The sequence below is a fragment of the Bifidobacterium pseudocatenulatum DSM 20438 = JCM 1200 = LMG 10505 genome, from assembly GCF_001025215.1.
Taxonomy (GTDB): Bacteria; Actinomycetota; Actinomycetes; order Actinomycetales; family Bifidobacteriaceae; genus Bifidobacterium; species Bifidobacterium pseudocatenulatum.
Genome location: NZ_AP012330.1, coordinates 1,178,991 through 1,201,195 on the forward strand (window position 1 = coordinate 1,178,991; position 22,205 = coordinate 1,201,195).

At 55.2% G+C, this 22,205-nt stretch carries 24 protein-coding genes and 1 tRNA gene; 3 read left to right on the top strand and 22 right to left on the bottom strand.

Translation table 11 applies throughout. From position 1 onward, the window contains the following. Positions 1–185 precede the first annotated feature (185 nt). Positions 186–262, top strand: a tRNA-Pro gene (locus tag BBPC_RS04925). An 88-nt stretch (positions 263–350) separates the two neighbouring features. After that, positions 351–755, top strand: coding sequence for a hypothetical protein (locus BBPC_RS04930; protein WP_004222161.1), 405 nt, complete (start codon positions 351–353; stop codon positions 753–755). A 103-nt stretch (positions 756–858) separates the two neighbouring features. Here BBPC_RS04930 and der read toward each other — a convergent pair whose 3' ends face one another. Both der and BBPC_RS04940 read right to left on the bottom strand, forming a co-directional pair. After that, positions 859–2,988, bottom strand: a complete 2,130-nt coding sequence (gene der, locus BBPC_RS04935; protein WP_004222162.1) for a bifunctional cytidylate kinase/GTPase Der — start codon at positions 2,986–2,988, stop codon at positions 859–861. Beyond that, positions 2,985–3,758, bottom strand: coding sequence for a pseudouridine synthase (locus tag BBPC_RS04940; RefSeq protein ID WP_004222165.1), 774 nt, complete (start codon positions 3,756–3,758; stop codon positions 2,985–2,987). Before BBPC_RS04940 ends, der begins: the two co-directional genes overlap by 4 nt. A gap of 110 nt (positions 3,759–3,868) precedes the next feature. Here BBPC_RS04940 and BBPC_RS04945 point away from each other — a divergent pair, with 110 nt between their 5' ends. After that, entirely contained in the window at positions 3,869–4,807 is a 939-nt protein-coding gene (locus BBPC_RS04945; RefSeq protein ID WP_004222168.1) for an MIP/aquaporin family protein, read from the top strand. On the opposite strand, the gene BBPC_RS09580 is transcribed toward BBPC_RS04945, so the two are convergent. From BBPC_RS09580 to rpe, 20 genes are all read right to left on the bottom strand, one after another. Beyond that, the gene (locus BBPC_RS09580) at positions 4,724–5,005 is read right to left on the bottom strand and encodes a hypothetical protein (protein WP_022244809.1); all 282 of its coding nucleotides are present in this window, start codon (positions 5,003–5,005) and stop codon (positions 4,724–4,726) included. The two genes, BBPC_RS04945 and BBPC_RS09580, sit on opposite strands and share 84 nt — an antisense overlap. A gap of 121 nt (positions 5,006–5,126) precedes the next feature. Next, entirely contained in the window at positions 5,127–6,755 is a 1,629-nt protein-coding gene (gene purH / locus BBPC_RS04950; protein WP_004222171.1) for a bifunctional phosphoribosylaminoimidazolecarboxamide formyltransferase/IMP cyclohydrolase, read from the bottom strand. Further along, a complete protein-coding gene (locus tag BBPC_RS04955) occupies positions 6,703–8,091 on the bottom strand; it encodes a cell division protein PerM (protein ID WP_004222174.1) in 1,389 nt (462 codons plus the stop codon). The genes purH and BBPC_RS04955 overlap by 53 nt, the downstream gene beginning before the upstream one ends. Then, complete coding sequence (gene sucD, locus BBPC_RS04960) at positions 8,088–9,011, bottom strand: succinate--CoA ligase subunit alpha (RefSeq protein WP_022244812.1); 924 nt, start codon at positions 9,009–9,011, stop codon at positions 8,088–8,090. Before sucD ends, BBPC_RS04955 begins: the two co-directional genes overlap by 4 nt. Before the next feature lies 1 nt (position 9,012). Continuing rightward, positions 9,013–10,206: an ADP-forming succinate--CoA ligase subunit beta gene (sucC, locus tag BBPC_RS04965; RefSeq protein WP_004222178.1), complete on the bottom strand. Its 1,194-nt coding sequence runs from the start codon at positions 10,204–10,206 to the stop codon at positions 9,013–9,015. A gap of 50 nt (positions 10,207–10,256) precedes the next feature. Then, positions 10,257–10,838 carry an adenine phosphoribosyltransferase gene (locus BBPC_RS04970; protein ID WP_022244813.1) on the bottom strand — a complete coding sequence of 194 codons (582 nt, stop codon included), beginning with the start codon at positions 10,836–10,838 and terminating at the stop codon, positions 10,257–10,259. A 116-nt stretch (positions 10,839–10,954) separates the two neighbouring features. Next, positions 10,955–11,347, bottom strand: a complete 393-nt coding sequence (locus tag BBPC_RS04975) for a preprotein translocase subunit YajC (protein WP_004222184.1) — start codon at positions 11,345–11,347, stop codon at positions 10,955–10,957. Positions 11,348–11,412: 65 nt separating this feature from the next. Then, positions 11,413–12,486 carry a Holliday junction branch migration DNA helicase RuvB gene (gene ruvB, locus BBPC_RS04980; RefSeq protein WP_022244815.1) on the bottom strand — a complete coding sequence of 358 codons (1,074 nt, stop codon included), beginning with the start codon at positions 12,484–12,486 and terminating at the stop codon, positions 11,413–11,415. Between the two features lie 11 nt (positions 12,487–12,497). Continuing rightward, a complete protein-coding gene (gene ruvA, locus BBPC_RS04985) occupies positions 12,498–13,115 on the bottom strand; it encodes a Holliday junction branch migration protein RuvA (protein ID WP_004222187.1) in 618 nt (205 codons plus the stop codon). Between the two features lie 44 nt (positions 13,116–13,159). Continuing rightward, entirely contained in the window at positions 13,160–13,741 is a 582-nt protein-coding gene (ruvC, locus tag BBPC_RS04990) for a crossover junction endodeoxyribonuclease RuvC (RefSeq protein WP_022244816.1), read from the bottom strand. A gap of 6 nt (positions 13,742–13,747) precedes the next feature. After that, a complete protein-coding gene (locus BBPC_RS04995; protein WP_004222191.1) occupies positions 13,748–14,503 on the bottom strand; it encodes a YebC/PmpR family DNA-binding transcriptional regulator in 756 nt (251 codons plus the stop codon). Positions 14,504–14,618: 115 nt separating this feature from the next. Continuing rightward, entirely contained in the window at positions 14,619–15,281 is a 663-nt protein-coding gene (gene pgsA, locus BBPC_RS05000; protein ID WP_004222193.1) for a phosphatidylinositol phosphate synthase, read from the bottom strand. 108 nt (positions 15,282–15,389) lie between these two features. Beyond that, complete coding sequence (gene thrS / locus BBPC_RS05005; protein WP_004222196.1) at positions 15,390–17,423, bottom strand: threonine--tRNA ligase; 2,034 nt, start codon at positions 17,421–17,423, stop codon at positions 15,390–15,392. Between the two features lie 156 nt (positions 17,424–17,579). Continuing rightward, positions 17,580–18,407 (bottom strand): DUF881 domain-containing protein, encoded by an 828-nt coding sequence (locus BBPC_RS05010; RefSeq protein WP_004222198.1) that lies wholly within the window; start codon positions 18,405–18,407, stop codon positions 17,580–17,582. 6 nt (positions 18,408–18,413) lie between these two features. Further along, entirely contained in the window at positions 18,414–18,746 is a 333-nt protein-coding gene (locus tag BBPC_RS05015) for a small basic family protein (RefSeq protein WP_004222200.1), read from the bottom strand. Further along, positions 18,746–19,717, bottom strand: coding sequence for a DUF881 domain-containing protein (locus tag BBPC_RS05020; RefSeq protein ID WP_004222204.1), 972 nt, complete (start codon positions 19,715–19,717; stop codon positions 18,746–18,748). The genes BBPC_RS05015 and BBPC_RS05020 overlap by 1 nt, the downstream gene beginning before the upstream one ends. 5 nt (positions 19,718–19,722) lie before the next feature. Beyond that, positions 19,723–20,325 (bottom strand): CDP-alcohol phosphatidyltransferase family protein, encoded by a 603-nt coding sequence (locus BBPC_RS05025; RefSeq protein WP_004222207.1) that lies wholly within the window; start codon positions 20,323–20,325, stop codon positions 19,723–19,725. A 13-nt stretch (positions 20,326–20,338) separates the two neighbouring features. Continuing rightward, positions 20,339–21,190: an ATP phosphoribosyltransferase gene (gene hisG, locus BBPC_RS05030; protein WP_004222211.1), complete on the bottom strand. Its 852-nt coding sequence runs from the start codon at positions 21,188–21,190 to the stop codon at positions 20,339–20,341. A 45-nt stretch (positions 21,191–21,235) separates the two neighbouring features. Continuing rightward, positions 21,236–21,499, bottom strand: coding sequence for a phosphoribosyl-ATP diphosphatase (locus tag BBPC_RS05035; RefSeq protein ID WP_004222214.1), 264 nt, complete (start codon positions 21,497–21,499; stop codon positions 21,236–21,238). Positions 21,500–21,531: 32 nt separating this feature from the next. After that, positions 21,532–22,197 (bottom strand): ribulose-phosphate 3-epimerase, encoded by a 666-nt coding sequence (gene rpe, locus BBPC_RS05040; RefSeq protein ID WP_022244817.1) that lies wholly within the window; start codon positions 22,195–22,197, stop codon positions 21,532–21,534. Positions 22,198–22,205 lie beyond the last annotated feature (8 nt).

Here is a 22,205-nt window from a genome sequence, read left to right on the forward strand (position 1 = left end):
GTACCTAGGCAATACTACGACAAAATTCCCATGACGGGGGCTTTTGGTGGCAAAAAGGGAAAATTCTTGACAAAAATGACATCCCAAGAACTCTTTTATCATGTTTCGCGAATCGTGCGACACGATGAATTTGAAAAATAGAGCAGGTTGTGCTATGTTTCATGTTCGGTGCTTTTTGCATCGTTCGGACCATAGCGCAGTTTGGTAGCGCACTTGACTGGGGGTCAAGGGGTCGCGGGTTCAAATCCCGCTGGTCCGACCAGAAAAACCCGAATTCATGCGATTTCGGGTTTTCTTTTTTAGGATGTCAGTCTTACGCATGCAGGTAAGGGGTGATTGTCTTGAAGTCGATGGACGCCCAGCCACAGTTTGACGACGTTGACGGCTTTGCCCACGTGTTTGACTCATCCGAGCTTGAGGATGAGTGGAAGATACGTCTGTCCCGGGAACTTGGCGTAGCGGCCAGGGAGCGGGCGAAGCATGATGGCATCACCCTTACCGAACTGACGCGCAAGGCGCTTGAATGCGACGATCTGAATGAGACCACGGACACCGTCCGCCCTGGACGAAGACCGAAGAACACCGACGGTCGAGAACAGCTCGGAGACGAATGGAAAATCAAACTCCCCTATGCCATCGGCAAGATGGCACGGGAGCGCGCGTCCGAGGAAGGCATATCCTTGAGTTCGCTCGCGCGGCGTGCGATCAGCGGATATCTACGTCAACGGGATACTGAGGAACAGCCGCTGTTTTAAGCATGTGACAATGAGTCACGCATGATTGGCGTGCACTGATCTAGCAAATATGGATGGTGGCCGCACACCCAAGGAATGGTGTGCGGCCACCATCCATAGAAACTTACTTGCGTTTCTTCTTCTCTCGAATATTCACCGAAATCTGAATCGGGGAACCTTCAAAACCGAATTCCTCGCGCAGGCAACGTTCGATGTATCGGCGGTAACCATGCTCAAGGAAGCCGGTAGCGAAAATCACGAAACGCGGTGGACGCGTCGAAGCCTGCGTCGCGAACAAGATACGCGGCTGCTTGCCTCCACGCAGTGGATGCGGATGGGCGGCTTGGATTTTACCCAAGAACGCATTGAGCTTACCGGTCGGAATACGCTTGTCCCATGATTCCAGCGCTCCACGCATGGCTCTGGCCAGACGGTTCGTATGCCATCCGGTTTTAGCCGACAGATTCACGCGCTGAGCCCACGTTACACGGTCGAATTCTGTCTTCCACAAGCGTTCCATTCGCTGACGGTCGAAATCATCCATCAAATCCCACTTGTTGAACACCAAAACGATGCATCGACCGGCGTCCACTGCTTGGCTCATCACCTTCAAATCCTGATCGGAAATCGGTTGGGAAGCATCAAACAGCACCAGCGCAAGTTCCGAACGCTCAATCGCGGCCTGAGTACGCAAGGATGAGAAATATTCGGCACCAGACAGCTTATGCAGGCGACGCTTGATGCCTGCAGTGTCGATGAACAGCCAATCCTCCCCATCAACCGTCACCACTTCATCGACTGGATCGCGAGTGGTACCTGCCAAATCATTGACCACAGTACGTTCCTCGTGAGCCAGCTGATTCAGCAAAGACGACTTGCCGACGTTCGGTCGACCGACCAACGCCACACGGCGCAAATGGGACGGAGTAAGGAAACCGGATGTTTTCTCAGCCTTCTTCAACGAATCCAAGGCAGCGTCAAGCAGTTCGCCAATACCGCGACCGTGCATGGCGGAAATGCCATACGGCTCCCCCAAGCCCATCTTCCAGAATTCAGCGGTCAAATATTCGCTCTCACGATCATCAACCTTGTTCACCGCCAGCGTGACCGGCTTGCCGGAGGCGCGCAGCATCTTGACAATGCGCTCGTCGGTGTTGGTAAGACCAACCTGGCCATCCACCACAAGCACCACAGCGTCTGCAAGCTGAACGGCGATCTGCGCCTGGGATGCGATGGCGGATTCGATACCTTCGACGTCGGCTTCCCAGCCACCGGTATCAACCAGCTTGAAATCGGTGCCGGCCCATTCGGCATCGTAGCTCACACGGTCTCGAGTCACGCCGGGAGTGTCTTCCACCACAGCAGCGCGGCGGCCGAGAATACGGTTCACCAGCGTGGACTTGCCGACATTAGGGCGCCCAACGACGGCAAGCACGCCAACCGGCTTCGGGCCGGACCGGCGTTCGCCGCCAACGAACGACGATCCATCGATCAGTCCTTCATCGCCCTCATCCAACTCATAATCGTCAAGATTGGAAGCGTACTGGCGATACTGCTGCTCTTCGATGGCATCGTCGACAATGCGCACAAGCACATCAAGCGTTTCGCCGAAATTCAAATCGGAATTATCGACGGTCAGCACGCCTTCCGCGGCAGATGTGAAATTCGTGACCTTGGAATCAGCTGCATCTCGCGCCGCAACATTTTCTGATCCGACACCATCAGTTGACTGACCGGAACGACGAGCCTGTCGCACCTCTTCACGGGCGGTGAGCAACACACGCACTTCAGCATCCGGCGCAACAACCGTAGTGATGTCACGGCCTTCGGCGACCACTCCGGCACCCTCAGAAAAAGAGTCAGACGCAGCTTCGCGTGCGATGTACGCGCGTTGAGCGGCAATCAGCACGTGACGGACGGGAATGATGTTCGACACCTTGGACACATGGGATGACACTTCGGAGGAACGAATAACGTCGCTGATGTCTTCGCCGTCGGCATATACCTTCGAATCGTCTGGATCGACGCTGATGTCGAAATGACCTTCGGTAAAGAACTCTCCCACGGTTTCGGTGACCAGTTGTTCATCGATCGTCTCCGCGTCAAGGTCAATGCCCTTGTTCATGCACCACCATGCGCAGGCACGATACATGGCACCGGTATCGAGGTAAGCGAAACCGTAATATTTGGCCAACGCCTTGGATGTGGAAGACTTGCCGACACCCGCAGGTCCATCAATCGCTACGCGAATCACAGGCCCACCGCCTTGGACAGGGAACGCACCTCGGTCTGCGAAAGCACACGGTACGATCCGGATTTCAGATCGCCAAGCTTAATCGGGCCGATCTGGGTGCGTACCAGACGCTTGACCGGGAATCCGATCGAACCGAAAATGCGACGGACGATACGGTTCTTGCCGGAATGCAGCACAACCTTGACCAGCGTGCTGTCGCGGCTGGCATCAAGAATCGCGCAACGGTCGAGCTTGATCCAACCATCGTCGAGCTGCACGCCTGTAGTGACCAGTCGGCGGCACACCTGACCGCTGATGCGACCTTCCAACGTGGCGATGTAGGTCTTCTCAACCTCGTACTTGGGGTGCATGACGTGCTGGCTGAGCTCGCCATCGTTCGTCATGAGAATCAGGCCTTCGGAATCATAATCCAGACGGCCCATGTGGAAAATACGGTCATACTTGTCGCCGACGATATCGCTCAGGGTGTAGCGTCCCTTCGGATCCTCCATGGCGCTCAGCACACGCTTCGGCTTGTTCAAAGCGAGCGTGACATGATTGGGATTCACGCGAACACGGGAGCCGTCCACACGGACTTCCTGATGTTTCGGATCGACGCGAGTGCCCAATTCGGTAACAAGCTCGCCGTCGATTTCGACACGTCCTTCAGTAATGATCTCTTCACATTTGCGACGGGATCCGAATCCTGCCTGAGCAAGAAGCTTCTGCAGACGGATACCTTCATTATCGTGTGTGTGCGCCTTCGCGGCGCGGGAATATGCGTTTGGCATCGTTCTCCCAACGTGGCCGGATAATACTTATAGGGACTGCTGGTACTATGGCAGTCGTTTGGCGATTTCCCAAAATCGCAACTTGTCCACTATATGACAGAGGAAAGACTATGACTGCTGTTGAAGCAACGCCCATAACCAAGGAAGAACAAAGCAAGCCGTTGACACTTCGTGTCGGAGCGGAACTTGTGGGAAGCTTCATCATTTGCTTCGCGATTTATGCGATCTGCTCGCTTGGTTCCGCGGTGTATGGCATTAACATGGCGTTCATCGCCCTGTTGACGGGCATCGTATACGCCGCCGTCACCGTAATCTTCGGTTCCATTTCCGGAGCACAGTTCAATCCGGCCGTATCCGTCGCCGCCATGCTCACTGGCAAAACCCACGTGCTTGATGGCATTCTGTACATCATTGCCCAAGTGCTCGGCGGTATCGGCGCGGGTGCCGCTATCCGGTTCCTTCTGCCGACTTCCGAGCAGGTGACATTCAAGATCTGGATGACACCAACGGTCAACGGTTTCGATAAGAATTCCGTCTCCTACTCCACCCTCGGCAATTATGGAGTGACCCTCGGCATCACTCTGGCCATCGCCGTTGAAGTCGTCGCAGGTATCATTATCGTTGCCTCCGCACTGCGCACCACGGACGGACACGGCGAGTCCAAAACAAACCACGCCGTTGCCATGGGCCTTGCCTACGGCATCGGCACCGCTATCACCTATCCGGTGACCGGAGCCGCACTGAATCCGGCACGTGCCACGGGCATTGCCATTTTCGCACAGAATCAAGGACTGAATGAAGAGCCGCTGCAACAGCTGTGGGTCTTCTGGATTTGCCCTGTTCTTGCCGCTGCAGTTGTTGCTCTCGTCGTCATCGTCGCCGGCATGATTGGTACGAAGAAGAACGTGCCGGATACTGTCGAGACAATCGATAAGGTCGAAGGCAATACCGTTCTTGGCGAAGCGTCAGTTGCCGACGGGAACGATGGTGAGCAGGATGAACAGTCCTACGCCCAAGCCAATGCCGATGAAAGCGTCGAAAGCAACTGACCGAACCTTCCATGGACTGCGCTCACGCAATGCCAGTCTGACCAGTCCAGTCGCTATGGCCGTCACCGCAATCGCAGCGGTGGCGGCTTTTGTATATCCTGCGACCGCAAGCACCGTCGCAACAATCACTACCGCGGCGACGATCCATTCGAACCACGGTTTGCCCTCATGATCTTCGGAAACGTAAGGATGGCTCATTCCGGGGCCTTTCATCTTGCTTGCTGTACAACAACCGTAATCATAATAAAACGTGGCGTCCGAAACCAATACGGAATCGGACGCCACGTTGACCAATACCCCTCACATGAGAGGCGGCGTATCAGTGGAAGAAGTGACGGGTGCCGGTCACATACATGGTGACGCCGGCCTTACGAGCCGCTTCGAACACTTCCTCGTCGCGAATGGAACCGCCCGGCTGAACGATAGCCTTAACGCCTGCATTGATGAGAATTTCCGCACCATCCGCGAATGGGAAGAACGCGTCGGATGCAGCGACAGCGCCCTTGGTGCGGTTTGCGCCATCAGCCAGCGTGTTGGCGCGTTCGACGGACAGGTTCGCGGAATCGACACGATTCACCTGACCCATGCCAATGCCAACAGTGGCCTGATCGTGGGCGATCAGGATAGCGTTCGACTTGACACAGCGGATGGCCCGCCAAGCGAAAACCAGATCCTTGACGGTCTGCTCATCAGCAGGCTCGCCGGAAACCAGTTTCCAAGCGTTCGGATCGTCGCCCGGAGCATCGATAAGATCCGTGGACTGCACCAACAGACCGCCGTCGATCTGACGGAACTGCGTCTTGGACTTCGGCGGCTCGGAAACCTTCAGAATGCGTAGGTTCTTTTTCTTGGTCTGCAGCAGTTCGAGAGCGTCGGCATCATAGTCGGGAGCAACAATCACCTCGGTGAAAATCGGGCGGACGCTTTCCGCCATTTCCATGGTGACCTTGCTGTTCGCGGCGATCACACCGCCATAGGCGCTCATCGGATCACAGGCATGTGCCTTCTTGTGCGCTTCCGCAACAGTGGCGCCAACGGCGAGGCCGCACGGATTGTTGTGCTTGACCACGGCGACGGCAATCTGGGGAGCAAAATCCCATACGGCACGCCAAGCAGCATCAGCATCAACATAGTTGTTGTAGCTCATCGGCTTGCCACCGAGCTGTTCGGCATGCGCGAAACCATCCTGGTTCAGCGGATCCAGATACAGCGCGGCCTGCTGGTGGGGATTCTCACCGTAACGCAGCACGTGGGCACGGTCCCAAGTACGAGTGAATGCGGCCGGGAACTTGGTCTCATTCACTTCCGGCTCGTCTTCGGCGGTTGGCTGCTCAACGGTCAAAGGCTTCGGCCAGTGCTTTGCAGTCCACTCGTTAATGGTGGCATCGTAGGCGGCAGTATGGGCGAACGCCTTGCCGGCCAGCCAACGACGTTCTTTGAGAGAGAAGCCCTCTCCGTTTTCGATGCGCGCAGCTACCAGTGCGTAATCGTTCGGATCGGTGATGATGGCCACAGTGGCGCTGTTCTTGGCCGCACCGCGAACCATGGACGGACCACCGATGTCGATCTTCTCGATGGTGGCAGCCTCATCCGCGCCAGAACGAACCGTATCGGCGAATGGATACAGGTTGACGACCACCAGATCGAACGGCTTGATGCCGAACTTTTCCAGCTGTGCCGCGTGGTCCTCATTGGTCATGTCAGCGAGAATGCCCGCGTGGATATGCGGGTCGAGGGTTTTGACGCGACCGTCAAGGCACTCCGGAAAGCCGGTTACTTCCGAGACTTCCGTCACCTTGACGCCAAGTTCCGCAAGACGCTTCGCAGTGGAACCAGTGGAAACCACTTCAGTGCCGGCCTTGATGAACGCTTCGGCAAGAACCTCGATGCCTTCCTTATGGAAGACCGATACCAGAGCTCGCCGTATCGGTCGATTCGTTGTTGTCACCCTGATCCTCCTTGTTATTGATGGTTGAGGTCACTGTGCGGGCCGCATTGGCGACCTCACGATTATCTGATTCAAGAGCCGCAGTGGACGCACCACTCCTGCTCTCGCGGACACGCTTTACTATCCAGCGTATTCCAAAAAACATGGATACGGCCACCAAAGTCAGCAGCCATGACGAAAACAGTCCCACGGCAGTAGGCTGTCCAATCTTACGGGTCGATGAAATCACGTCGACGCCGATGTGCGCAAGATGTTTTGAGCCCAACGCTCCACTGGAGATGGCAAAAAGCAGACTCGAACATACCGATACAACGGTGCAGGAAATGCAGAACGCTCCCGCTGGATAGGCAAAGCCAAGCACTACCCTCTTGACATCAATCTGCTGATCGGAGTTGCCTACTCTGATATGAAAGCCCTTGTTGAACAGCATGACCACCATGCCCGCGGCACAAGCTAAAGCCAAAGGAACGCACATCAACGCGATCCGAATCCAATTCGTTTCAATCGCTTGAGGAAGCAAACCGAATATCGGCAGAGACGGCAATGCCGACCCCTGACCGCTCCACATGGTGAATTCCGCTAGATCGCCAATCGAAAAACCGGCCCCGAATACCCAGGAAATAGCCCAAATCGCGATATTTGGAATCCAAGCGATCATGGCGATCGTGGTGAGGATGCGAGAACCGTTCTGCATTCCCGATAGCTCATACAACTTCACCATGGCCGACTGGTTGCTGAATGCCCAGTACAAGACCACAATCAGTCCAATGACCAGATAGACCGTGATCAACAGCACACCCAAGGCAACACCAATGGTGACGGTTTTACGGACCGGAGACGAAACATGCTCGCTGATCCAATCCAAATCTCGTTTGGTCAGTGGTGATTCGGGAATCGCGGCAATGGCATAGCCAAGTACAAAGACGATCGCTGTTTTCACAGCAACCACGCCCGTCGTATCAACGAGTTTGATGTCAAGGCTATTGGCGAAGAACACATTGATCAACACCCAGCCTATGGTTCCTGCCACGCATCCGGACAGACTCGTTCCGACGCGTTTGGCGAGCGATGCGATAAGAGCGATCAGCAAAACCGTAAGCAGCAACGGCATAATCGTCAAAGTGATGGATCCGGTTTTGAAACCGTTCCCTTGGCTGAGAAGCACAACCGCCTCGGTCAAGGAAACAGAGAAGGCGGAGAGATTGTCGCCGCCTTCTTCCATGGAAATAACCAGAAGCATCAGCGCAATGTAGCAGCCTAGGGCACCGGCATAGACGACCATGGACAATGCCGCCACGGCAAGCCCCTTCAACCAATACTTCAGGTTCGCCATCATATCGACTTGGAAGCGAGCACCTCGCGCATGATTTCAGCGGTCTGCCCCGGAGTGCGTCCGACACGAATACCCACGGCTTCGAGCGCTTCCTTCTTATCTTGCGCAGTTCCCTTGCCTCCGGAAACGATGGCACCAGCGTGGCCCATCTGCTTGCCTTCCGGCGCGGTGAAGCCTGCAATATAGGCGACAACCGGCTTGGTCATATGCTCGGATGCCCACTTGGCCGCATCCTGTTCGGCACTACCGCCGATTTCACCGATCATCACGACAGCCTTGGTGGCATCATCGTTTTCGAACGCCTCAAGCGCCTCCTGCAACGTAGTGCCGACGATAGGGTCTCCGCCAGCACCCAAACATGCGGTAAAACCAATGTCAGACAACTCTCCCATCAGTTGATAGGTGAGCGTACCGGACTTAGACACCAAACCCAAAGGTCCACGGGAGACGATGCCGTCCGGAATAATGCCAAGATTGCAACCATTCACACCTTCCGTAGAAGGCAGGGTAAGCAGACCAGGGCAGTTCGGACCGACAATACGCACATCCTTGCGCAATGCGAGTTCAACAAAGTACGCGCTATCGGCAACAGGAATGCCTTCGGTGATGACAACAATCAGCTTGATGCCGGCTTCAATGGCTTCGACCACGGCATCCTTGGCGAAACGCGGCGGCACGAACACGACGCTCGCTTGGGCGCCGGTGACTTCCACGGCTTCGGCGCAATTGCCGAACACACGCAACGTAACATCCTCGCCGTCTTTGGCCGCGGGGAAATTGACTTCCTGGCCGGCCTTGCGGGCGTTGACGCCGCCGACGATATTGGTGCCGGCCTTCAGCATGCGGGCGGTATGGGTCATGCCCTGATGTCCGGTCATACCCTGCACGATGACAGGTGCGCCATCCTCAATGAAAAGCGTCATTTCAGCGAACCTCCTTGCCATTGGCCGCAAGACGCGCGGCCTGCTGTGCGGCTTCTTCCATGGTCTGTGCAACATGCAGATTGACACGATCGGCCTGAGCCAGAATATGTAGACCTTCTGCCGCCGCGTTGCCGTCGAAACGGACTACCAGAGGCTTGGAACTGCCAAGCTTGTCAAGGGCTTCCAGAATGCCCTTGGCAACTTGCTCGCAGGATGTGATGCCACCGTACACGTTGATCAACACCGATTCGACTTGCGGGTCGGACAGCACGATCTCCAAACTGCCGCACATCACTTCGGCGGACGCACCACCACCGATATCAAGGAAGTTTGCCGGTTTGACATTGGTGCCCTGATCTTCTCCAGCTCCGGAAACCGCGTCAAGTGAGCTCATCACCAAACCAGCACCGTTGCCAATGACACCGACGGAACCCTGAAGGTGCACATAGTGCAGACCATGCTCTCGCGCCTTCTGCTCAAACGGATCCACATGCACTGGGTCAGCGAAGCGCTTCCAGCCATCATGACGGAACGCAGCATTGTCATCTAAAGAAATCTTGGCGTCCAGGGCGCACAATGTCTTGGAAGACTCGTCATCCGGATCGCCGATCTTGGCAAGCGGATTGATTTCCACAAGCGTGGCGTCGTTCTCTTTGAAGCACTGCCACATCTTCAGCAGAATCTGTGCTGCCTGGTTGACGTCGGCATGATAGAAGCCAATGCTTTCCGCCATCTTGGTCGCAGCCTCGATATCGAAATCCTCCAGAGCGTCGATATGCAGACGCTTCACAGATTCCGGGTGTTCCTTGGCGATCTCCTCGACCTCGGTTCCACCATTCGCAGTAGCGAGCACGTCAAAATCGCGAGACGAACGATCCACGGAAATAGAGACATAATACTCGTGAAGAATGTTCTTTGCCTCGGCCACCAACACGCCGCTGACCTTGTGCTTGTGAATGGTCATCGGCAGGATGTCTTCGGATGCAAGAATGGCCTCATCACGATTCTTCGCCAGCTTGACGCCACCAGCCTGACCGCGGTGGCCAATCTTCACCTGAGCCTTAATCACGTTGGGGTAGCCAATCTGCTCGGCAGCCTCAGCCACTTCGTGAGAGTTCTGCGCGAACACTGCCTTAGGCGTTGGAATACCCTGCTCTTCAAGCAGTTCCCTAGCCTGGTACTCATAGAGATCCATGGATTCTTTTCCCTTGATGCTATTGGTTATTTACGAAGAATGTACTTAACTCACGCAGGCATGGTGATCAGTGAACTTGTCGGGCAGTCTCCCAGCGATGCCATGCCACCAATGCCGACAAGCTCCATGACGAAGCTGAAACCTGCCACCGTGCCGCCACACTTTTCGATCAACGAAGCAGCCGCACGCGCTGTTCCTCCAGTGGCAATCAGATCATCAACGACAAGCACACGAGATCCCTCATGCACGATATTCGTCTCGATTTCGACGGTGGCCTGCCCATATTCAAGGTCATAGCTTTCGCTAACGGTTTCCGGAGGAAGCTTGCCAGCCTTGCGCACTGCGATGAAGCCCTTGCCCAGGCGCGCTGCCAACGCAGGACCAAAAAGGAATCCGCGGGCTTCCAAACCTGCGATGATATCGAATTCATCGGCAGCGACCGGCAACGCGGCTTCGAGTGCGTCAAGTAGCAATCCGAAGGCACGCGCATCTGCCAGAACAGGCATGAAATCACGAAAAAGAATACCTTCCTTGGGGAATCCCGGAATGGTGCGAATCTTTGAAACAAGGTACTCGGCGTTTTCGTTTCCAATCTTGCTAAGACCGGAAACGGTAATATCCGACGATGCCATGACTGTATTGTCCTTCTTTTGTAGTGCTACGGCACTTTGCATTATAGGTTTCCGTCAGGAATAAAATCGGCGAAAACCTCAAAAATGAGATTTTCGCCGATGCCTTAATGAGCTTGTCAGCTGTTCTTCTGCTCGGTCTCAGTCTGCGCCGCTTCGATTTCGCCTTCAATCGGCTCCTGAGCAGCCTGATCTTCGTCTGTGGAATCGGTGGAAAGAGGATTACCGTTTTCATCGACCTCATCGTCGTGTACGTACGCAGGACGCACGTATTCGCGGCTGATGGCGTTGAAACCGAAACGAATCTGAGAGCCTTCGGAATCGATGACGATCTCCTCGTATTCGGTATCGACGGAAACAACCTTGCCGATCACACCACCAATGGTGATGACCTCAGTGCCCGGCTGCAGGTTGGCACGGAAATCCTGACGCTCGGCCTGCTGCTGCTTAGCCTTCTTGGACTGCCAGAACATCATGCCAAACATGACGACAATGATGACGATAAGAAACATGTAATCCAAAGCACAACTCCTTGGGATGGACGCTCGAACAGGACTCTATGTCCAGAACACCGAGTCTAAGCTAGCTTGCTGACATCAACCTGAGATTCGTCAGAAGTCAAGCCGAGATGATCCCATGCCTTGCGCGTCGCCACACGCCCTTTCGGGGTGCGCACAAGGAATCCTTCTCGGACCAGATACGGCTCGCACACCGTTTCCACGGTCTCCGATTCCTCACCGACCATGGCCGACAGGTTGTTCAGACCGACCGGACCGCCGTTGAAATTGGTGACAATGGCTTTCAATACCGCAATATCCAAACGATCCAAGCCCTCGGTATCAATCTGGTACAGTGCCAACGCCTCCTTGACATCGTCCGGATGCACAGTTTCTAAATCGTGCACAATGGCCCAATCCCTTACGCGGCGAAGCAATCGGTTGGCGATACGCGGCGTGCCCCTTGAACGCATGGCAAGCTGATGGGCCGCTCCCTCTTCGAGACTGATGCCCAGCACCGAAGAGGATCGTTCGATGAGCTTTTCAAGCTCCTCATGCGGATAAAAGTCAAGATGCGCGGTAAAACCAAAACGAGCCCTCAACGGTGATGGCAGCATGCCTTCGCGAGTGGTGGCGCCAATCACCGTGAATCTCGGCAAAGTAAGGGGAATGGAGGAAGCACCCGGCCCTTTGCCCACCATCACATCAACACGGAAATCCTCCATGGCGATATACAGCAGCTCCTCGGCCGCTCGTGGAAGGCGGTGGATCTCGTCGATGAACAGCACCTCCCCTGCGTCAAGGGAGCTTAGAATCGAGGCCAAATCACCAGCATGCTGGATAGCAGGTCCGGAAGTGACTCGAATCGGCACTCCAAGCTCGTTGGCTACAATCATGGCCAACGTGGTTTTTCCCAAGCCCGGAGGCCCCGCCAGCAGGATGTGGTCAGGGGGAACGTCACGTTTACGGGCAGCATCCAAAAACAGCTGCAATTGCGCCTTGAGTCTTGGCTGTCCAATAAAACCATCGAGGACGTGAGGACGCAGTTCCTCATCGCTTACCGGCTCGTTGCCGACAGGCGACGCGGAAACCATGCGAAGCGATTCCTCATTGGCACCGGTATTCGACTGTTCGAATGCGACGTCGTTCGTCATGATGATGCGTTTCACCTACCTCGGTCAAGAGAAGCCAATGCAAGTTTGAGCACGCGGGGCACATCATCGTCCCTCAATGGAACATTGATATGATTGCTCTCGCAGACTGTCTGCACGGCATGCAAGGCATCCTGCTGACGCCACCCTAGTGACATCAGACCTTCCACGACCTGTTCCGAACCGGCATCTTCCGCAGAACGAACCTCTTTGGAAGCCCCCTCGATCTGACTGAGATCGATGGACCCCTTGAGTTCGAGAATAATCTTCTGCGCACCCTTCTTGCCTAGACCAGGCGCCTTCGCCAGCGCGGTGGCATCCCCGTCCGCCACAGCTTTCGCCAAACGTTCCGGAGGCAACGTCGAAAGCAAGGAAAGCGCGACTTTCGGACCAATTCCGCTGACCTTCTGTAATTGCAAAAACATGCGTTTCGAAGCAAGCGAGGAAAACCCATACAATGTAATCGCATCCTGCGAAACATTCAATGACGTGTATACCTTCACCGTCTGCCCAGCGTGCATGGACGCCAAATCCGCCGAAGGCATACGGGTCTCATATCCCACTCCCCCGACCTCAATAATCGCCGAAGCGGCGTCAATGAAATCGACCTGGCCATGCAACATGCCTATCATGCCGTCACCTCCCGCATACAACTGTAGAACATCTGTTCGATAGTCTACATTCCCCTACGGACGCCGCGTTGTCGCGCCGCCTTCTGTGAGGCCAGAGCCCATTGACGCTGTGCATCGGTCAAGTGTTGTTCACGCTCTCCCCCCTGTAACGCGCCTGCGGGGCGAAGCGCATGACAAATCGCTATAGCCAACGCATCGGCGGCATCGGCGGGCTTAGGCAAGGTATTGAGCCCCAGAATACGGGCGACCATGCGTTCCATCTGAATCTTTTCGGCCTTGCCGTTGCCGGTAATCGCCATTTTTGATTCAGTGGGCGTATGCAAGGCGACGGGAATGCCCCTCTGGGCCGCAGCCAGCATGGCCAGTCCGGCGGCCTGTGCAGTCCCCAGTACGGTGTTGCGATTCTCCTGTGCAAACACACGCTCGATGGACACCGTATCCGGTGCGAACCGTTCGATCTTTTCCACCAAACCGTTATAGATGGCTAACAGACGTAAGTCCTGCGACATTTTCGGATCGGAACGTACCACGTCCACATGAATAAAAGAAAGCCGGCGGTATGCGCCGGCTTCGATCACGCCGACCCCGCAGCGAGTCAGCCCGGGGTCGACGCCAAGAATAATCACGCTTGATTACTCCTCGTCAAGCTGAGCCATGACCTCGTCAGAGGCGGTCCAGTTGGAGTAGATGTTCTGCACGTCGTCCAGATCATCGAGGTTGTCGATCAGCTTGGACACCTTCTGGGCATCTTCGAGAGTCAATTCGACCTCGTTCTTCGGCATCATGACCAGATCAGCGGAATCATAATCGAATCCAGCGTCCTGAAGGGCCTTACGAACGTCGATCATCTCGGACGGACCGGTGACGACAGTGAACACGTCGCCGTCGTCCGTAACATCTTCAGCGCCAGCTTCTGCGGCCTTCTCAAACAGATCATCAAAATCGACGCCCTCGGCCGGAACGATGATCTGGCCCTTGCGCTCGAAGTTGAAGCTCACGGAACCGGAGGTAGCCAAAGAGCCATTGCCCTTGGTCAGGGTGGAACGCACTTCGGCGGCCGCACGGTTACGGTTATCGGTAAGGCATTCAATGATCAGACCGACGCCTGCGGGAGCGTAACCCTCATAGACGATATCTTCATAGTTGGCACCGCCGGCTTCTTCACCAGAGCCACGCTTAACTGCGCGCTTGATGTTATCGGCAGGCATGGAAGCCTTCTTGGCCTTGTAGATGGCGTCGTACAGGGACGGGTTGCCGTCAGGATCGCCACCACCCATACGTGCTGCGATCTCGATGTTCTTGATCAGCTTGGCGAACAGCTTGCCACGCTTTGCGTCGATGGCGGCCTTCTTGTGCTTGGTGGTCGCCCACTTGGAATGACCTGACATAATGCTCCTAGGCAGGTTGCGGATGTTTCAAACGAAACGATTCTAAAGCGGTTCTAAGACAAAGCGCCCGACATACGTATGTCAGGCGCGTCAACGGCCGTTTCATGCAGCCGGTTCACAACTGATACGTCTTATGACCGACGGCCATCTGGCAACGAGCCTCAAGAATGCGTTGGAATACGGTAATGAGTCCCAAAACCGCAAGCAATACCATGGCGATGGCCAGCCATAACCCTTGGTGCGTGAGCCCGGTAATCGCCATGCCCACCAGAATGATGACCAATCTGTCGGCACGCGTTGCAATGCCGTTTTTCACTTCGAAACCGACGGATTCGGCACGGGCGCGCGCATACGACGTCACGAACGACGTCATCATCGACACCATGGCTGCGGCGATACCAATCCAACTAATGCAATCCGGGCTTGACCGGTTGATGTCATACCACCAATCGGCATGCAGGATGAAGAAGATGACCACTCCGGCAAGCAATGCCCAATCAGCGATACGGTCCAATGTGGAATCCAAAAAAGCACCGAATTGGGTGCCTCCCGTGGTCAGTGCCGCAATTGAGCCATCCAGGGAATCGGCGAGCACCAGCAACGTCAGCACCACCGCTCCGGCGAACAACCATCCCGTAATGCCAGTGGCGAAAGCCACCACAATGGTTCCAATAGCGCCAATAACCGTCACCGCATTCGCTGTCAGGCCAAGGGATACCAGTGCCTTGGCGAATGGCTCGATAAGTCTTTTGAATGGTGCACGGAGATGTTCTAACATGCGAATTCCTGTTCTTCGGAAAGCAAAAGGGCGTGCAAGCGTCAGTATGTGATGCTTGCACGCCCCCATAATTCATAACCGTATGCGACCGAACGTGAACGAATCAGATCAGTCTGCGATGGCGGCCTTGAAATCGTCGACGTTGTTGACCTGAACGCGCTTCTTCAGCACGGTCATGATCTGCGCCTTGGCCTCATCGACCGGCACACCGTTGAGCTGGCTGCCGTCACGGAAGCGGAAGCTTACCGCGTTGTTGTTCATGTCTTCCTCGCCGACGATGAGGATGAACGGCACCTTCGACTTGGAAGCGTTACGGATCTTCTTGCCGAAACGATCATCGGACATGTCGATTTCGCAACGAACCGTCTCCTCTTCCAAGCTGGCAATGAACTGCTGCAGGTGTGGGGCGAATTCGTCGGCAACGGGCACGCCAAGCACCTGGACAGGAGCGAGCCACGCCGGGAAAGCACCGGCATAATGCTCCAGCAACACGGCGAAGAAACGCTCAATGGAGCCGAACAGTGCACGGTGAATCATCACCGGACGCTGGTGGGTGCCATCGGCAGCGATGTACTCCAAGCCGAAACGTTCCGGAAGGTTGAAGTCAAGCTGGATGGTGGACACCTGCCACGTACGGCCGATGGCATCGCGAGCCTGCACGGAGATCTTCGGACCATAGAAGGCTGCGCCGCATGGATCGTCAACCAGTTCAAGTCCGGATTCCTTGGCGACTTCAGCCAACGTATTGGTGGCCTCTTCCCAGATTTCGTCGGAGCCGACGTACTTGTGCGGATCCTTGGTGGACAGCTCCAGATAGAAGTCGTCCAAACCAAAGTCCTTCAACAGACCAAGCACGAAGGTCAGCAGGTTCTTCAGCTCGTCCTTCATCTGCTCGCGGGTGCAGTAGATGTGGGAATCGTCTTGAGTCAAGCCGCGCACACGGGTCAGACCATGCACTTCGCCGGACTTTTCGTAGCGGTACACCGTGCCGAATTCAAACAGACGCAACGGCAACTCACGGTAGGAACGCTGACGGGATTTGAAGATCAGATTGTGCATCGGGCAGTTCATCGGCTTCAGGTAGTAGTCGAAGCCCTGCTTGACGACGTTGCCGTTCTCATCCTTTTCCTCGTCCAAACGCATTGCCGGATACATGCCATCCTTGTACCAATGCAGGTGGCCGGAAGTCTCATACAGACCGCCCTTGGTGATGTGCGGAGTCTGCACGAAGCTGTAGTGGTGCTTGCGATGCATTTCGCGGGAGTAATCCTCCATCGCGTTGATCACAGCGGCGCCCTTCGGATGGAACACAGCCAAGCCCGGACCGATCTCGTCCGGGAAGGAGAACAGATCCATTTCCGCGCCGAGCTTGCGGTGGTCACGCTTGGCGGCCTCCTCAAGGCGGGTTTGATATGCCTTGAGGTCCTCCTTAGTGGCGAAAGCCGCGCCATAGATGCGCTGCAGCATCGGATTGGCTTCGCTTCCGCGCCAGTATGCGGCTGCAGAACGCTCGATCTTGAACGCCTTGATATAGCGAGTGTTCGGCAGGTGCGGTCCGCGGCACAGATCCTTCCACACCACATTGCCGTCACGGTCGACGTTGTCGTAGAAGCTCAGTTCCTTGCCGCTGATTTCGGTGGCGGCTTCTGGATCGAGGTGGGCTTCCTTGTCTTTGATGAGTTCAATCTTGTACGGCTGATCGGACTCTTCTGCCAGAGCCTCCTCTTCGGTCACCACGCGGCGGCGGAAGGACTGGGAGGACTTGATAATGCGCTGCATGCGCTTTTCGATCTCTTTAAGATCGTCAGGAGTGAACGGAGTCTCGACATCGAAATCGTAATAGAAACCGTCTTTGATGACCGGGCCGACGCCGAGCTTGGCATCAGGACGGATCTCCTGAACGGCCTGTGCCATAACGTGGGTTGCGGAGTGACGCATGATGGCCAGGCCATCTTCGCTGTCCAATGCAATCGGTTCCACGACGTCGCCGTCGTGCAGTTCGGTATACAGGTCGCGGGGTTCGCCGTTAAGACGCACTGCGATGATATTCTTGTCTTCCGCGAAGAGCTGGACGCCAGTCTGATCTGCTGCCACCTCCTTCGCTTCGCCGTTGAGTGTAATGGAGATGGTCTGTTCAGCCATGAGTTGTCCTTTGCTATCGGGGTCCGCGGTACTAATGTGCAGGCCTGGACTGTATGTCAACGATGAACAAGATAGGGTTGAGTGCAGACATCGGCACGCTGAAAGAGTGAACAGCATGCTACAGCGCGATTATATTTTAACGGATCGTATTTGATGCTATTCGACGACATGCGCGTACGTGTATTGTGGCGCGCTTCGTGTCGACGTGATCTCCACCTTATCGGATGGCACGATCGACACGGTGGCTCCGTATTTCACTTTCAAACGTGAACCGACGCCTCCAGCGAGATTGACCGCGTTCTGCAGATTGTCGCTGTCTCCAATCGCCCTGATGATGAACGGCGCCTTGATATTCGTACCGTCGCAATCGAGACCGTCCGCCGTATCGCTGATGTATGTACTGGTAATCACGCGAATATCGTTGATTTCAATGACTTCCGCGCCGCTATTGCGTAGTTCCTCAAGTAGGGTGAATAAAATCGACGCGTCAATATCTCGCTTTGATCCTTTAGAAATACGGATGACCACGCCTTCGCCGGATACTGGTAAACGCCCGGAAAGAATGCCATTCGATTCAGCGTTCTGCCTGGCGATTTCCGCTGCCTTCTCGTTCTTGTCGGCGGTATCCTTCAGAGAGTCAAGCTGATTGGATAGTTCGCTTTTACGCTGTTCGAGCTTTTGCACCTGCGTACTCGTTTCGCTAATAAGCTTGGTCAGCTCGTCCTCGCTCATCGTCTCATATGTGGAGGTCGTGTTGTTCAGCTGGATAGCGTAGCTGAAGCCCAGCAACGCGCAAAGCACGGTTACGAGCACGCTTGAATACAGGCGCGCGCGAGTGGCCTTCGCATTCAGCGAAACCCTCTTCGGTTTGCGCCTGACCACAGGAAACGATCCGGTTTGGGTGCTGTCGTTGTTTTGGTCTTTGACGATCTGCTCGTGGATCTTGGAGAGTACATCCTTGTTGGCATCGTTGCGTCTGCTCATACGCCGTCATCCCTTGAAGATGAAACGTCGGATGGATGACACATTGGTGAAGATTCGAATGCCGAGCACGACGATGACCGCAGTCTGCAGCTGGGAACCGACGCCAAGCTGGTTGCCTAGGAAAACCAACAATGTTGCCGTAATAACATTCGAGAAGAAGGAAATCACGAAGACCTTATCGGAAAAGCTACGCTGAAAATAGGCTCGGGCGGCACCGAGCAGCGCATCGAGCGCCGCCAGCACCATAATCGGCAGATACGGCTGAAGCGCAATGGGAATGTCCGGCCGGACGAACACGCCAATGACCACGCCTATGATAAGTCCCAAGACCGCTGCCATTACTTGACCTTCCTTGCATATGTCACTTCGCCGGTCACCGCCGCTTCCAGCGTAATCGATTTGCTTCTGCTCACCTGCGGATAGATACCGGCTTCTTTGAAATCATCGTACAAACGTTTTTGCGTTTTCTTGCTCACCGCATTGGCAAGCGCACTGGAATTGCCGATCGCCTCGATGCGATAGGGGCTTTGCACGGAATTGACGCCGATAAGGATCGTCGTCCCTGCCGTTCGTATGGAAGTCTGCACACCGAGACGATACCCGTTAATGGCGATCGCCTCCGCACCGGACTGCCAAAGCAGCGAGACAAGCACCTGCAGATCGGAATCCGTGACCACACGGACTTGGCTGCCGTTTTCCCTTGGCAGTGACGAATCCGCGTTGTCTCCGCTCACCGATATTGGATTGGCGATGGTGAGCGTGATGCCTTCGCCTTGCACAGGAAGTACGCCATTGACCATTTCGTCATCCTGTATGGTCTGGTTCAGAGACCAGTTCGACACGGATTTCGATTCCTCCTCAACCCGGGCTCGCAGCGCGTTCACGTCTTTGGTGAGGGTTTCGACGTTTTTCGTTTGATCAGATAACTGACTTGACAGTTGCTTGCGTACTTCCTTACGTGGATCGGTACTCAGCTGTCGGACGAACACGCTTCCCGCCGTGCCTACGGCAATGCAGATAAGGAATACCAAAACCCGGGTGAACCAGACCGAAAACAATGACGGAGTTTTGGTGGCCAACCTCGAGTCCGTGTACATCACGTCCATCGGACGATTGGTCAAATCGTCAATAAGCCGCAATGAGTCATCATCCAGATTCCGCCTTCTGCGCGAAGTGGATGTCACGATATCAGGCTGCACATGATGCGAAGTCAGCCCGGCGAAGGACGCCGAGAAAACGGCGCGCCGCTTCGTAGGCGTATTCTCCGGAGACACCGGGAACGACGCACGTTCCGGAGCATCATGCATCATGTGAGTCAATCCTTATCGTTCTTCAGAAGCTGGATTCCCTGACGTATGTAAATATAGCCGGCAAGCCAGTACAATCCCACACCCCATATGCCGGTGGCGAGACCACACAAATGCAAAGTATCCGTAGCCGAATTAGACCAGATATCTGCGAAAATCAAGGCGACAATGGCAATCATCAGCATGGCGGTGCCTGCTTTTCCAACGAAATGCACCGGCAGCGGACCGTAATCACGCTGCGCCAAAACCAGTACAAGAATCGCCATGATCAAATCTCGCAATCCGACGACGATCAGCATCCACCATGGAATGATGCCAGCGACTCCAAGCGCGAGAATACTGCAGAAAATCAATAATCTGTCTGCAATAGGATCGAGGATCTGCCCGATTTTGCTCACCTGATTGAACGAGCGTGCAATCAGACCATCCAAGCCATCGGACACCGCCGACAGCGCAAGCACAATCAATGCAAGCACCATCTCATGGCGAGAGACCAATACCGAGATGAAGGGAATCGAAATGATTCGCAACAGGCTGATAAGGTTCGGAACCGTGAAATAGATATCCCGCGGTTCCGGACTGTACTGTTTTTTGATAATCAGTTTGCTCATACTTCGAGCAATATTACATTCTCGAGGCCTGCAAAGCGGTGACGATTATGCCACGAGCACCAACTTCATACAACTGGTCCATGAGTTGGTTGACCTTGGCCTTCGGCACAACGACACGCACGGCCGCCCACTGCTTGTCATGAAGCGGGGAAACCGTCGGGCTTTCGAATCCAGGCGTGATGTCCACAGCCGCGGAAACCTTCTCGACTGGAATATCGTAATCCATGAGCACGTAACGCTGAGCAGTGAGCACGCCCTGCAGACGACGGCTAAGAATCGTCAAACGATCATCATCTTCAGCAAGACGCGGGGAACGAATGAGCACAGCTTCAGAATGCAACAGCGGTTCCGCGAAAATACGCAGGCCGGCGTTACGGAGCGTGGTGCCCGTGGATACCACGTCGGCGATCAAATCAGCCACACCGAGTTGCACTGACGATTCGACGGCACCATCAAGGTGTACGGTTTCAGCGTTGATGCCATGCTCAGCCAGATAATCATGCACAAGCTTGTCGAAACTGGTGGCGACGCGCTTGCCTTCGATATCTTCGAGCTTGCTAATCGGAGAATCATTGGGGGCTGCAAAACGGAACGTTGAAGCGCCAAAGCCAAGCTCCATATGCTCCTTGGCATCCGTACCGGAGTTGAGCAGCAGATCATGACCGGTAATGCCGACGTCGATGGTGCCTCGGCCAACGTAGACAGCGATATCGAGCGGACGCAGGTAGAACAGCTCCACGTCATTGTCGGGATCCTCCACAACCAGCTGACGCGGATTGCTCCTCAGGCGATAGCCGGCCTCGGCCAGCATGTTCCATGCAGGTTCGGACAGCATGCCCTTGTTGGGCACGGCGATTCTCAGCATTTTCCCTCCCAAAAAGGCCACGCCTCCTATGGCACGGCCAAAAACTCACAGATTCTTGTAGATGTCTTCGAGTGTGATGCCTCGGTCGATCATCATGACCTGCAGATGGTAGATGAGCTGGCTCATCTCTTCCGCAGTACGATCGGCGCCTTCGTACTCAGCTGCGATCCAGGTTTCGCCCGCCTCTTCGACAATCTTCTTGCCGATGAAATGCGTGCCCTTGCCCAGTTCGTCAACAGTCAACGAGCCAGCCTGCTTGGCTGCGGCCTTCTCGCTCAATTCAGCAAAGAGAGATTCAAAAGTCTTCATTATTCGTATCTATCCTCGAAATATTGGTAGGTTCAGGCCTTGAATGCGGCTTCAGCCTTCTCACGGATGGAATCAATGGCTTCCGCAGGATCCTCGGCACCATACACGGCGGAACCTGCGACCAGTACGTCGGCACCGGCCTCGGCTACAATGTGCGCGGTCTTCGGGCTGACACCGCCATCGACCTGAATCTTGGTGGCGAGGCCGCGACGGGTAATCTCGTCACGCAGACGACGTACCTTGGCCATCTGGTTGTCAAGGAACTTCTGGCCACCGAAGCCGGGCTCGACGGTCATGATAAGAATCATGTCGAATTCGTCGAGAATATCGAAAATCGGCTCGACAGGTTCGGCCGGACGCACCGCGAAGCAAGCCTTGCAACCCATCTCGCGCAGCTGGCGCGCCAGACGCACCGGAGCGTGGGTTGCCCCCATGTGGAAGCTTACGGATGCAGCGCCCAACTTGGCATATTCGGGTGCCCAACGATCCGGGTCCTCGATCATCAGATGCACGTCGACCGGAAGATCGGTGACTTCGCAGATACGAGCCACAATCGGCTCGCCCAAGGTCAGATTCGGAACGAAATGATGATCCATCACGTCGACGTGAACGAGATCTGCATTGGAGATGGCCTTGAGGTCGCGCTCAAGGTTGCAGAAATCAGCGGACAGGATGCTTGGTGCGATTTGAATAGTCATGGCTCTTA

Excerpts from the sequence above, each read along its gene's own strand:
- BBPC_RS04930 (WP_004222161.1), top strand. The coding sequence starts at position 351 with ATGGACGCCCAGCCACAGTTTGACGACGTTGACGGCTTTGCCCACGTG.
- BBPC_RS04940 (WP_004222165.1), bottom strand. The coding sequence starts at position 3,758 with ATGCCAAACGCATATTCCCGCGCCGCGAAGGCGCACACACACGATAAT.
- BBPC_RS04945 (WP_004222168.1), top strand. The coding sequence starts at position 3,869 with ATGACTGCTGTTGAAGCAACGCCCATAACCAAGGAAGAACAAAGCAAG.
- BBPC_RS09580 (WP_022244809.1), bottom strand. The coding sequence starts at position 5,005 with ATGAGCCATCCTTACGTTTCCGAAGATCATGAGGGCAAACCGTGGTTC.
- BBPC_RS04955 (WP_004222174.1), bottom strand. The coding sequence starts at position 8,091 with ATGATGGCGAACCTGAAGTATTGGTTGAAGGGGCTTGCCGTGGCGGCA.
- sucD (WP_022244812.1), bottom strand. The coding sequence starts at position 9,011 with ATGACGCTTTTCATTGAGGATGGCGCACCTGTCATCGTGCAGGGTATG.
- sucC (WP_004222178.1), bottom strand. The coding sequence starts at position 10,206 with ATGGATCTCTATGAGTACCAGGCTAGGGAACTGCTTGAAGAGCAGGGT.
- BBPC_RS04970 (WP_022244813.1), bottom strand. The coding sequence starts at position 10,838 with ATGGCATCGTCGGATATTACCGTTTCCGGTCTTAGCAAGATTGGAAAC.
- BBPC_RS04975 (WP_004222184.1), bottom strand. The coding sequence starts at position 11,347 with ATGTTTCTTATCGTCATCATTGTCGTCATGTTTGGCATGATGTTCTGG.
- ruvB (WP_022244815.1), bottom strand. The coding sequence starts at position 12,486 with ATGACGAACGACGTCGCATTCGAACAGTCGAATACCGGTGCCAATGAG.
- ruvA (WP_004222187.1), bottom strand. The coding sequence starts at position 13,115 with ATGATAGGCATGTTGCATGGCCAGGTCGATTTCATTGACGCCGCTTCG.
- BBPC_RS04995 (WP_004222191.1), bottom strand. The coding sequence starts at position 14,503 with ATGTCAGGTCATTCCAAGTGGGCGACCACCAAGCACAAGAAGGCCGCC.
- pgsA (WP_004222193.1), bottom strand. The coding sequence starts at position 15,281 with ATGTTAGAACATCTCCGTGCACCATTCAAAAGACTTATCGAGCCATTC.
- thrS (WP_004222196.1), bottom strand. The coding sequence starts at position 17,423 with ATGGCTGAACAGACCATCTCCATTACACTCAACGGCGAAGCGAAGGAG.
- BBPC_RS05010 (WP_004222198.1), bottom strand. The coding sequence starts at position 18,407 with ATGAGCAGACGCAACGATGCCAACAAGGATGTACTCTCCAAGATCCAC.
- BBPC_RS05015 (WP_004222200.1), bottom strand. The coding sequence starts at position 18,746 with ATGGCAGCGGTCTTGGGACTTATCATAGGCGTGGTCATTGGCGTGTTC.
- BBPC_RS05020 (WP_004222204.1), bottom strand. The coding sequence starts at position 19,717 with ATGATGCATGATGCTCCGGAACGTGCGTCGTTCCCGGTGTCTCCGGAG.
- BBPC_RS05025 (WP_004222207.1), bottom strand. The coding sequence starts at position 20,325 with ATGAGCAAACTGATTATCAAAAAACAGTACAGTCCGGAACCGCGGGAT.
- hisG (WP_004222211.1), bottom strand. The coding sequence starts at position 21,190 with ATGCTGAGAATCGCCGTGCCCAACAAGGGCATGCTGTCCGAACCTGCA.
- BBPC_RS05035 (WP_004222214.1), bottom strand. The coding sequence starts at position 21,499 with ATGAAGACTTTTGAATCTCTCTTTGCTGAATTGAGCGAGAAGGCCGCA.
- rpe (WP_022244817.1), bottom strand. The coding sequence starts at position 22,197 with ATGACTATTCAAATCGCACCAAGCATCCTGTCCGCTGATTTCTGCAAC.